9 protein-coding genes are annotated in these 11,605 nt (G+C 42.2%); all 9 read left to right on the forward strand.

Annotated features, from left to right (window positions below):
* The first annotated feature begins 34 nt into the window (after positions 1–34).
* The 9 genes from yaaA (at position 35) to QUF07_RS01565 (ending at position 11,369) form a co-directional block, all read left to right on the forward strand.
* On the forward strand, positions 35–277 hold the full coding sequence (yaaA, locus tag QUF07_RS01525) for a S4 domain-containing protein YaaA (RefSeq protein WP_289426650.1): 243 nt from the start codon (positions 35–37) through the stop codon (positions 275–277).
* Positions 274–1,392, forward strand: coding sequence for a DNA replication/repair protein RecF (gene recF, locus QUF07_RS01530; protein WP_217162197.1), 1,119 nt, complete (start codon positions 274–276; stop codon positions 1,390–1,392). The genes yaaA and recF overlap by 4 nt, the downstream gene beginning before the upstream one ends.
* A 15-nt stretch (positions 1,393–1,407) precedes the next feature.
* Complete coding sequence (gene gyrB / locus QUF07_RS01535; RefSeq protein WP_217162196.1) at positions 1,408–3,351, forward strand: DNA topoisomerase (ATP-hydrolyzing) subunit B; 1,944 nt, start codon at positions 1,408–1,410, stop codon at positions 3,349–3,351.
* Between the two features lie 327 nt (positions 3,352–3,678).
* Positions 3,679–6,246 (forward strand): DNA gyrase subunit A, encoded by a 2,568-nt coding sequence (gene gyrA, locus QUF07_RS01540; protein ID WP_217341714.1) that lies wholly within the window; start codon positions 3,679–3,681, stop codon positions 6,244–6,246.
* A gap of 249 nt (positions 6,247–6,495) precedes the next feature.
* Positions 6,496–7,182, forward strand: a complete 687-nt coding sequence (locus tag QUF07_RS01545) for a response regulator transcription factor (protein WP_289426651.1) — start codon at positions 6,496–6,498, stop codon at positions 7,180–7,182.
* A complete protein-coding gene (locus QUF07_RS01550) occupies positions 7,172–8,167 on the forward strand; it encodes a sensor histidine kinase (protein WP_217162189.1) in 996 nt (331 codons plus the stop codon). Before QUF07_RS01545 ends, QUF07_RS01550 begins: the two co-directional genes overlap by 11 nt.
* An 80-nt stretch (positions 8,168–8,247) precedes the next feature.
* Positions 8,248–9,006: an ABC transporter ATP-binding protein gene (locus tag QUF07_RS01555; protein WP_217162187.1), complete on the forward strand. Its 759-nt coding sequence runs from the start codon at positions 8,248–8,250 to the stop codon at positions 9,004–9,006.
* A complete protein-coding gene (locus tag QUF07_RS01560; protein WP_289426652.1) occupies positions 9,003–10,919 on the forward strand; it encodes an FtsX-like permease family protein in 1,917 nt (638 codons plus the stop codon). Before QUF07_RS01555 ends, QUF07_RS01560 begins: the two co-directional genes overlap by 4 nt.
* Positions 10,920–10,982: 63 nt before the next feature.
* Positions 10,983–11,369: a hypothetical protein gene (locus QUF07_RS01565; protein ID WP_217162183.1), complete on the forward strand. Its 387-nt coding sequence runs from the start codon at positions 10,983–10,985 to the stop codon at positions 11,367–11,369.
* Positions 11,370–11,605 lie beyond the last annotated feature (236 nt).

The raw sequence follows: 11,605 nt of genomic DNA on the forward strand, positions 1-11,605 counted from the left end.
GATGAAATTAGAGGTATAATACTATATGTAAAAGGTGGGTGAAATTGTGAAAAAAGAGATACTCATTGATGGACCATATATCACGCTCGGCCAGTTACTTAAAGAAGAAGCAATTATTAGTAGTGGTGGTCAAGCGAAATGGTTCTTAAAAGAAAATTCGGTTAATGTCAATGATGAGCCTGATGATCGTCGTGGCAGAAAATTATACGATGGTGATCACGTTGAGGTTCCTGATGTTGGCTTATTTTTTATTCATTCAAAGCAGGGTTCTGAATGAAATTAACGAAAATTGAGCTCCATCATTTTCGTAATTATGTCGATCAAAGTCTTAATTTTTCGGATGGGATTAACGTGTTTCTTGGTGAAAATGCTCAAGGGAAAACGAACCTGCTTGAAGCAATATACGTTTTAGCGTTAACCAGAAGCCATCGAACGAATAATGAAAAAGAACTTATTAACTGGGACAGTCAAACTGCTCAGATTAAGGGGATTCTTCAAAAAAGACTGGGATCGGTACCAATTGAACTTGATTTGGGACCTAAAGGTAAGCGGGCGAAGGTGAATCATTTAGAGCAGGCAAAGCTTTCAAGCTATGTTGGCCAACTCAATGTGATTTTATTTGCCCCAGAGGATCTTTCAATCGTGAAGGGTGCTCCCCAAGTTCGACGAAAATTCATGGACATGGAATTTGGTCAGATGAGTAATCGCTATTTATACGATTCCGCTCAATATAAGAAGATATTAAAGCAACGAAATCGTTACTTAAGAGATCTCCATCACAAGGTTCAATCTGATCGGGTTTACTTGGATGTCTTATCCGATCAGCTTTCGGCCTATGGTGCTGAGATCATTTTTCAAAGACTGCAGCTGGTTAAGAAACTGGAAAAATTTGCAAAGGTTGTTCATTCAGAGATTTCACAAGGTAAAGAAGACCTGGCTTTTGCCTACAAAACAGCCGTTGACAGTGATCAGCTGTCTTCAGTCGAAACGATTTATCGCAACTTATTGAAGCAATTCGCACAAATTAAAGAAAAAGAAATCATGCGTTCAACCACCTTGATCGGTCCTCACCGGGATGACCTGAATTTTGTCATTAATGATAAAGAGGTCCAATCGTTTGGTTCTCAGGGCCAACAGCGGACAACCGCGCTTTCAGTTAAGTTGGCTGAAATTGATTTAATGAAAGAACAAACCGATGAATATCCGATTTTATTATTAGATGACGTTTTATCCGAGCTGGATGATTTTCGCCAGACCCACTTACTGACTGCCATTCAAGATAAAGTACAAACGTTTTTGACAACGACCAGCCTCAGCGGTGTTCAGCAGGAATTATTAACCAACCCTAAAATATTTCGAATTGATGACGGTAATGTTCGCTTGGAAAAGTAGTGAAGGAGACACAATATGGCTGATGAAAAAGAAACTAAAAAAGAATTAGCTCACGAATATGACGCGAGCCAGATTCAAGTTTTGGAAGGGCTTGAAGCGGTTAGAAAACGTCCCGGAATGTACATCGGAACAACCAGCTCACAAGGCCTTCACCATTTAGTATGGGAAATTGTCGATAACGGAATTGATGAAGCCTTGGCAGGATTTGCCAGCAAAATTACCGTTACCATCGAAAAGGATAACAGCATTACTGTGACCGATGACGGCCGGGGAATTCCAGTTGATATCCAAAAGAAGACCGGCAAGCCCGCTTTGGAAACGGTCTTCACGATCTTACATGCCGGTGGAAAATTTGGCGGCGGCGGTTATAAAGTTTCTGGTGGGCTGCATGGAGTGGGCGCATCAGTTGTGAACGCGCTGTCCTCTGAACTTGATGTTGAAGTGACTCGCGACGGTAAAGTTTATTACATGGACTTCACTCGCGGTCACGTTAAGACCAAGATGAAAGTCATCAAAGAAGTTTCTGATGATTTGCATGGGACCCGAGTTCATTTCTTGCCGGATCCAGATATTTTCCGTGAAACAACAACTTATGACATCAAGGTGTTAACTGCTCGATTACGTGAATTAGCATTCTTGAATAAAGGCTTGCGAATTGTGATTCGGGATCTACGGCCTGAAAAACCAACCGAAAAGGACTTTATGTATGAGGGTGGCATTAGGCATTACGTTGAATACTTGGACAAAAGTAAAGAAACACTACTTGATGAACCAATCTACGTTGAAGGTGTCCTAAACGGGATCACCGTTGAAGTAGCCATTCAATATACCAATGATTACCACAATACGTTGATGACATTTACCAATAACATTCATACCTACGAAGGTGGGACTCATGAAGAGGGCTTCAAGCGTGCTTTGACCCGAGTGATCAATGACTACGCCCGCAAAAATAAGCTCCTCAAAGATAATGAAGCCAACCTTTCAGGTGAAGATGTGCGTGAGGGAACGACTGCGGTTGTCAGCATCAAGCATCCAGACCCTCAATTTGAGGGTCAAACTAAGACCAAGCTGGGAAATTCGGATGCTAGAACCGTTACTGACCGGATCTTTAGTGACCACTTCTCTAAATTCCTGATGGAAAATCCAAAAATGGCGCGCAAGATTGTCGACCGTGGCTTGTTAGCGTCAAAAGCCCGGTCCGCAGCCAAACGGGCCCGTGAAGTCACTCGAAAAAAGAGTGGCTTGGAAATCAGTAACTTACCCGGTAAGTTAGCTGATAACACCAGTAAGGACCCCCGAATTTCTGAATTGTTTATTGTCGAGGGGGATTCTGCCGGTGGTTCAGCCAAGCAGGGGCGGTCCCGATTAACCCAAGCTATTTTGCCAATTCGAGGGAAAATTCTGAACGTTGAAAAAGCCAGCATGGACCGAATTTTGGCGAATGAAGAAATTAGGTCACTGTTTACGGCAATGGGAACTGGTTTTGGGGAAGACTTTGAGTTATCAAAAGTTAACTACCATAAATTAATCATCATGACTGATGCCGATGTCGATGGGGCGCATATTCAAACATTACTGTTGACACTCATCTATCGATACATGAGGCCGCTGATCGACGCAGGCTACGTTTACGTCGCTCAGCCACCACTGTATCAAGTTCGTCAAGGAAAAATGTCAAGATACATTGATTCTGATGAAGACTTAAACCAATTCTTGGGAACATTGCAACCATCACCAAAGCCTGTTATTCAACGATACAAAGGTTTAGGTGAAATGGATGCGGAACAACTCTGGGACACAACAATGAACCCAGAGAACCGGCACTTGTTGCGCGTGGAATCTTCGGATGCTGCAGAAGCAGACAGAGTATTCTCAATGTTAATGGGTGACAAAGTGGAACCAAGACGTGAGTTTATTGAAGATAATGCAACGTTTGTGGAGAATTTGGATGTATAGAATAGTGAGCGGAGTAAAGCGATTAGAAGTTGGAGTGTAAGTCTCCGCTGAGGGAAATTCCCGGTTCTGGAATTTTTCTCAGTGGTGCTTACATGCAGACTTCTGCTTTACGGAGCGGTCCTAATCTATAGAAGTTTGAGTATAGTGCTTATGTGCAGGCTATTGCTTGGTGGAGCACGTTTCCACTATGTAGCGTGAAGTCACGGTGCTTGTTAATGTACCTTGCCGCCATATAGCAGCAACGAACACCTATCGACATAAATAGTTGTTCCTCAGAAATAAAAATTAATGTTTCACATGAAACATCGACTTCTTCCCTTGATATGAATGGAGGTAAATAGTTTGGCCAACGAAAATGACAACAATGGAGACTTTCCAGGTCGAATAACCAATGTTGACCTATCCAAGAAAATGCGGACATCTTTTCTTGATTACGCAATGAGTGTAATTGTTGCGCGTGCTTTACCTGATGTTCGAGACGGCCTCAAACCTGTTCATCGCCGTATTTTATACGATATGCATGAGTTAGGGGTTACGCCTGATAAACCTTACAAAAAATCTGCCAGAATTGTTGGGGATGTCTTAGGTAAGTACCATCCCCACGGTGATACCGCAGTTTATGAATCAATGGTCCGAATGGCTCAACCATTCAGTTATCGCTACATGTTAGTTGATGGTCACGGTAACTTTGGTTCTGTCGATGGTGATGGTGCGGCTGCCATGCGTTATACCGAAGCCCGCTTGAGCAAAATTGCAATGGAAATGCTTCGTGATATCAACAAAGATACCATTGATTTCCAACCTAACTACGATGGTACAGAACGTGAACCCAGCGTTTTACCATCTCGTTTTCCCAACTTATTAGTCAATGGCGCTTCAGGAATTGCTGTCGGGATGGCAACTAACATTCCACCGCATAACTTGTCTGAAGTCATCAGTGCAATCCACGTGCTAATGAACAATCCAGAAGCAACGACCGCTGATTTAATGGAAGTTTTGCCTGGACCTGACTTCCCAACTGGCGGAGTGGTTATGGGTAAATCCGGAATCCGGAAAGCTTATGAAACTGGTAAAGGGTCAATTATTGTTCGGGCTAAAGTTGAAATTGAAGGTAAGCCAGATGGCAAACAGCGCATCATTGCGACTGAATTACCTTACATGGTCAACAAAGCTAAATTAATTGAGCGAATCGCTGAACTTGCCCGGGATAAACGGATTGAAGGCATCACTGATATTAACGATGAATCCGACCGTGAAGGAATGCGGGTTGTGATCGATATTCGGCGGGATGCCAGTGCCGAAGTCATTTTGAATAATTTATATAAATTAACGTTAATGCAGACATCGTTTAGCTTTAACATGTTGGCAATCGTTAAGGGAACGCCAAAGATCCTCAGCTTGAAAGAAATTCTAAATTATTATTTGGAACATCAAGTTGAAGTGATCAAACGCCGGACTCAGTATGAATTAAAGAAGGCTCAAGCCCGAGCTCACATCCTCGAAGGATTGCGAATTGCTTTGGATCACATTGATGAAATTATCAAGATTATCCGAGGTTCGCAAACTGGGGATGTTGCTAAGAACCAATTGATCGAAGGATTTGGATTGGATGACAAACAAGCCCAAGCCATTCTGGATATGCGATTGGTTAGATTAACCGGTTTGGAACGTGACAAGATTGAAAAAGAATATGCCCAGTTGATGAAAGACATCGAAGACTACAAGGCAATTCTTGCGAGTCGTGACCGGGTTAACCAAATCATTTACGAAGAATTGCTTGAAATTCAACATAAATTCGGTGATCCCCGTCGAACTGAACTCTTGGTTGGTGAAGTCCTTAGCCTTGAAGATGAAGATTTGATCGAAGAAGAAGACGTGATTATTTCCTTGACCCACAATGGCTACATCAAACGCCTTCCAACCACTGAATTCAAAGCTCAAAACCGTGGTGGCCGGGGTGTTCAAGGAATGGGTGTTCATAACGACGACTTTGTGGAACATTTGGTTTCAACGTCTACTCATGATGTACTCTTATTCTTTACCGATGCGGGAAAAGTTTACCGGATGAAGGGTTATGAAATTCCTGAATACGGTCGTTCGGCTAAAGGAATTCCAATCATTAACCTGTTAAACATCAATAACGACGAAAAGATCGAAGCCGTCATTAATATTTCCGATAAGAATAAGGATATCGAAAAAGACTTGTTCTTCGTCACATTACACGGAACGGTTAAACGGACTTCGGTAGAAGAATTTGCCAACATTCGGAGTAACGGGTTAAAGGCCATCCATCTGAAAGATGATGACCAAGTGATTAATGTGTTGATTGTTGAACAAGATCAAAACATTATTATTGGAACGCATAAGGGTTACGCTGTGAGTTTCAAAGCTGCCGATGTTCGGTCAATGGGTCGTTCGGCAACCGGTGTTCGCGGAATCAGACTTCGGGAGAATGACTATGTTGTTGGTGCTGATACATTGAAGCCAAACAGCGAGGTCTTCATCATTTCCGAAAATGGTTATGGTAAACGAACGGCTGCTGCAGAATATCCAATTAAAGGCCGTGGTGGTAAAGGAATTAAGACCGCCAATATTACCGAGAAAAACGGACCGTTGGCTGGCTTGACAACGGTTACCGGTGCCGAAGATATCATGCTAATCACCGATAAAGGGGTCATGATTCGTTTCGATGTTGATGATGTTTCTCAGACTGGCCGGGCAACGCTTGGGGTTCATTTAATCAGAATGGACGATGATGCCAAGGTTGCGACGATGGCAAAAGTTGAGAAGCAAGAAGATGAGGACGATAATGATAATTCAGATGGCCATTCACAAACGCCAGATGATGGGTCTGATCAGCAGTCAGGAACAGACGAACCTCAAGATAATGAATAATTTTTTTGAAAGAATGGGACAAACAGTCGATCTGATCCCAGAATTCAAGTGAAAAGGGCAATGCATTCTGGTTTTTAGAGAGAATGCATTGCCTTTTTGGTTTAAATGGCCATAATTATCCGTTTGGCGCAGCTTTAGTCCTAATAGTAGGGATTTATTGATTGGAAATTAATATATCTCAATTCTTCTTTTATTGGCCTGAATGGTATCATTAATTCATGAAGGATTTCTTGATGACGGAGGCAAACTATGGCGACAATTTTTATTGTTGAAGATGATCGATCCATTACGAATGCAATGATCAAAGAATTTAACAAGTGGCATTATCAAGCCCAAACCGTTTCTGATTGGGATAACGTTGTGCTTGAAATCCAACACTTTCAACCAGATATCGTCATTATGGACATTACTTTGCCAACCTTTGACGGGTTTTACTGGACCAATCAGTTGCGGCAAGTGTCAGATGTTCCGGTGATCTTTGTTTCGGCAGCCGACATGGATCCTAATGCCGTTCGGGCGATCGCAACTGGCGCAGATGACTATATCGTTAAGCCGTTTTCACTCAATGTGTTGATTTCAAAGATTCAAGCTGTTCTTCGGCGAACCAAACGTGAAACCATCCCGGTAGAAACTTTAGCTTATGAGGACTACCAACTGAATATTTTAACCAATGAATTAACACATCAAGATAGCGCGGTGAAGTTAACGCCCACTGAAGCAACGATTCTCAAGATATTGTTCCTTAACAGTGGCAAATTAGTGACCAAACAACAATTAATGCAAAACATTTGGCAAGGTGGTTTGTTTATTGAGGATGGCGTTTTAAACGTAAATATAAGTCGTTTGCGAGAAAAGTTAGCCCAAGTTGGACTGCGGGATCGCCTCGTAACAGAGCGTGGACGCGGGTATCGGTTGGTGACGGCTGATGAAATTTAAAAATCAAATCAAGCAGTTGCTTTTATCACAAATTCCCCTCATCCTCTTGTACATTGGTATTTTGGTTATGTTTGGGGGCCTTTGCTGGTTATATCGCATTCCTGAAGAAATTGTCGGTGAGCTGTTTCGATTCACCTGGATTCCGATCATCATCGTGCTTGGATACCGGATCTGGTCGCAATATGTAGTTATTAAGAATTTAGATCATGCCATTAAGCAGAACATCCTTCCCAAGGAACCTAGACAAGCTTCATTAAAACCTTATTGGCAAGCATTAGCGACAATCAAGCAGCAACAAGATGAACAACAGCGACAATTAACGCAACGCATGGCTCAAAAGCAAGATTACTTAATGCTTTGGAGTCATGAAATCAAATTACCTTTAACTGCATTACAACTATTAGCAGAAAATAACGATGCGGTTGCCAGTGATGAACTTCAGCAGCAAATTCAGTTGATCAATAACCAAATGGATTTGTTGTTAAATTATGAACGGTTGGCAGATTTCCACCACGACTTGGATTTCACCTGGCAGTCTCCGAAAGAAATGGTGACGGCAATCATCAAAGATTATTCAATCTTTTTCATTAATAAAAAGCTGACACCGAACTTGCATTTTGATCAAACGCAAGTTTTAACGGATAAAAAATGGTTAGGGTTCATCTTGAGGCAAGTTATTTTTAACGCACTGAAATATTCAAATCCGAAGAGTACGATTGAGATTGCTTGGCGAAATAATCAGTTAACCATTACTGATCATGGCATTGGTATTTCTGCCAGTGATCTGCCGCGAGTTTTTGAGCCAGGATTCACTGGCCAAAATGGTCGCCAAAAGCAGGCAGCGACCGGAATGGGTCTCTACATGGCCCATCAGGTGGCAACTTTATTGGGGGAAAAACTAACCATCACTTCGACGGAAAATGTCGGAACCACGGTCACCCTCGCTTTTCAAAATGATCATTTCAAGTTAAATAACAAATTGTAAGGTTGCTAACTAGACCGTAACTGGTCTGAGAGCTGGCAGCCTTTTATACTGGCTTTAACAAATCAAAGGAGATCAGAATCATGCCACTATTAACCTTGGAACACATTCGCCGGATCTTTAAAGAAAATAGTCAGCAGATCGTTGCTTTAAAAGATATTTCTCTCACCGTTGAAGCCGGCGATTATGTCGCAATCATGGGTGAATCAGGAGCTGGGAAAACGACGTTACTGAATATTATTGCCACTTTAGACAAAGCCAGCAGCGGCACAATTAAGCTGGAAGGCCAGGACTTAAATGAATTAACTGAGCGAAACGCCGCAAAGTTTCGCAGGGAACAATTGGGCTTTGTCTTTCAAAACTTTAATTTATTGAACACTTTTAACAACCGTGACAACATTTTCCTGCCATTGGTTTTAGCAAAAAAATCACATCAGGACATGATTCAACGATTGAAGCCATTGGCAGCCCAGTTGGAGATCACGAGCATCCTCGACCGATATCCATATGAAATTTCTGGTGGTCAACGGCAAAGAGTAGCGGCAGCCCGGGCACTCATCACGCAACCGCAATTATTATTGGCTGACGAACCAACCGGGGCATTGGATTCCCATAACGCGACGAGTCTTTTGCAACTATTTGATCAGGTGAATAATCAAGGCCAGACAATTTTGATGGTTACCCATAGTGCGGTCACCGCCAGCCATTCCAAGCGGACACTTTTTATTAAGGATGGGGTGATCTTCCATGAGTTAATTAGAGGGGATCAAGATCAATCGGCTTACCTTGCAAAAATCACGGGGAGCTTAACTGCCTTAGCAAGTGAGGAGGTTCAATCATGATTCACTGGAAATTAGCTAGTCATAGCTTGACCCACCACGGCAGAGAAAATGGCTTGTTTGTGTTGGCCAGTTCAGTGCTGATTGCGATTAATTATATTTTTTGGAATTTATTGGCAAATCACAGTTTAAAACACTCAATGAACGGCGATATTCTGATTAATATTATTGGCATTGGGTTGGTATTCGTGGTCATGATCGCCGTTATCTTTATGTTCTACGTCAACAGTTTTTTGATGAAACGCCGGAATCAAGAGTTGGGCTTGTATAACATGCTGGGCCTTACCAGAAATGATCTGCGAATCATCTTGATCATTGAGAACGTCTGTCTATATCTTGTCAGCTTGATCATTGGGTTTGTGTTAGGAATGACCTTTGTTAAATTAGCGTTCCTTGTGTTACAGCGATTATTAGCCGATTATCGGATCAAGGAGACCTTTTCGATGAGCGCTGTAGTGATCGTCACGATGATATTTGGCCTAACCTTTGTGGCAATTTTAGCCTATGATTTTCTGCGTATCCGGCAAATTAGGCCGGTTGATCTGTGGAAATTATCTGAAAAAGGTGAGCAGGAGCCTAAGAGCCGGTGGCTAACGGGGATGATTGGTGTCATCCTGCTGGGAAGTGGTTATTTTATAGCAGTCACGACCAAGCCGAATGCAGGATCCATTCTCAGATTCATGATTGCCGTTATTTTGGTGGTTATGGGCACTTACCTGGTGTTTATAACTGGCAGCATCATTTTTCTTAAATTTTTGAAATCAAAACCAGCTTTCTATTACCAACCTAATCACTTTATTTCAATTTCGGGGATGCTTTACCGGATGAAGCAGAATGGGGCTGGGCTAGCGTCCATTTGTTTATTGTGCACGTCAATTTTGGTCACAATTATTGCGACCACGAGTTTATTTGTGGGTGAGCAGAACTTGGTTCAACTTTGGAATCCATACGACATTATAACGACAACACCGCAACCGATCAGTCAGCAGATGAGGTCAAGAACTGCGCAGATTGCTAAGCAGACTGACGTTAAAATGAGCAGCCGTCGTCAATATCGCATGACGACCCCGACAGCTGGGAATTTGAAAGCCGATCGCTTTGTCAAAAATGAATCGAGTAAGACTTCTCACCAACTAGGGACCTTAACAATTGGTGAGTATAACCAAGTTCAGGGAACCCATCGACAATTAACGGGAAACCATTTATTGATCTATACCCCCGATAATAGTTATCGGAATCATTGGATAACCCTTAATGGCAAAAAGTATCCGGTTAAAGTAATTCATCACTTTAAAATGGCGGTTAATTATCAGCATTCCATTTTTCAACCGGTCTATGTGATTACTGCTAATGAACGGCTGGCGCAACAAATTAACCCAACTCCCTGGCTATATCTTCAGGGCTTTAATCTGAGTGGTTCAAAGCAGAATCAAAAGCGTTTTTCGTTCATCCTTCAACAAACGCTTCACTTACAGAACACTGAACTATCTTCTAAGGTCATTCAGCAAGCCTTATTCAAGTCGCTGTTTGGTGGCTTTCTATTTGTCGGCATTTTGATTAGCATTACGATGAGTTTGGCGACGGCTTTAATCATTTATTATAAGCAGGTCTCAGAAGGGATCGCTGATGCAAAGCGGTTTCAAACAATGCAGCAGGTGGGTCTTAGTCAAGCCGAAAGCAAAAAGGCCATTCATAGTCAGGTTCTGTTGGTATTCATGTTGCCAATTGTGGGTGCAGTCATTCACCTTGGCTTTGCGTTTCCAGCAATAAGGAGTGTTTTAACCATCTTTTCGATGTATAACCTTAAGCTGTTAATGACGGTTAGTGCTGCTACCATTGCCTTATTAGTTGCGTGTTACCTCGGGGTGTACTGGCTGACGACGACTGTTTACCAGCGGCTAGTTAATCGATCATAATGAGAGCCGGTTAATTCTTGAAAGCCATTTTTATCGCGAAAGTTCCTGCGGTGATCGATTTTTATGGGAAAAGAAACGACGAAAAATGAAAATTTGATTTGGATCCATTTATTCAATGTATTACTAAGCATTTGCTTGGTCGTCATCATTTCAGAATATCCAATTCTTGGGAGGACCACCTACGGGAAGCCGGGCATGTGGTACGTGATGGGACTGAGTGTTATCAGTCAACTGATTATCATCGGCATCACTGTCATCACCAAGGCAATACTGATAGGTGATCTATATCAGGGAATCTGGTTGCTTGTCTTTATTAGCTTCACTTTAATCACTTTTCTTTGTTTAACGGGTGCTTTGGAATTAGTCAGTATTTCAGTCAGTGCAATTGGGATTGTTAACTGCGGGCGCTACTTTATTTCGAGGATACAGAATGGGGAGGAATATTCGTGATGGCGACTTACACTCCGATTCCTAACCGCTTGTTTTCACACTCTGATTGAAATGTGCTCCAACAAGCAGGAATCTGCATATAAACACCTTTGAAAAAAATTCCCAAACCCGGAATTTCCTTCAAAGGCGACTTACACTCCGATTCCTAACCGCTTGTTCTCACACTCTGATTGAAATGTGCTCCAACAAGCAGGAATCTGCATATAAACACCTTTGAAAAAAATTCCCAAACCCGG

The sequence above is a fragment of the Lentilactobacillus sp. TOM.63 genome (assembly GCF_030361045.1).
GTDB classification, from domain to species: domain Bacteria; phylum Bacillota; class Bacilli; order Lactobacillales; family Lactobacillaceae; genus Lentilactobacillus; species Lentilactobacillus dabitei.

Excerpts from the sequence above, each read along its gene's own strand:
- recF (WP_217162197.1), top strand. The coding sequence starts at position 274 with ATGAAATTAACGAAAATTGAGCTCCATCATTTTCGTAATTATGTCGAT.
- gyrB (WP_217162196.1), top strand. The coding sequence starts at position 1,408 with ATGGCTGATGAAAAAGAAACTAAAAAAGAATTAGCTCACGAATATGAC.
- gyrA (WP_217341714.1), top strand. The coding sequence starts at position 3,679 with ATGGAGGTAAATAGTTTGGCCAACGAAAATGACAACAATGGAGACTTT.
- QUF07_RS01545 (WP_289426651.1), top strand. The coding sequence starts at position 6,496 with ATGGCGACAATTTTTATTGTTGAAGATGATCGATCCATTACGAATGCA.
- QUF07_RS01550 (WP_217162189.1), top strand. The coding sequence starts at position 7,172 with ATGAAATTTAAAAATCAAATCAAGCAGTTGCTTTTATCACAAATTCCC.
- QUF07_RS01555 (WP_217162187.1), top strand. The coding sequence starts at position 8,248 with ATGCCACTATTAACCTTGGAACACATTCGCCGGATCTTTAAAGAAAAT.
- QUF07_RS01560 (WP_289426652.1), top strand. The coding sequence starts at position 9,003 with ATGATTCACTGGAAATTAGCTAGTCATAGCTTGACCCACCACGGCAGA.
- QUF07_RS01565 (WP_217162183.1), top strand. The coding sequence starts at position 10,983 with ATGGGAAAAGAAACGACGAAAAATGAAAATTTGATTTGGATCCATTTA.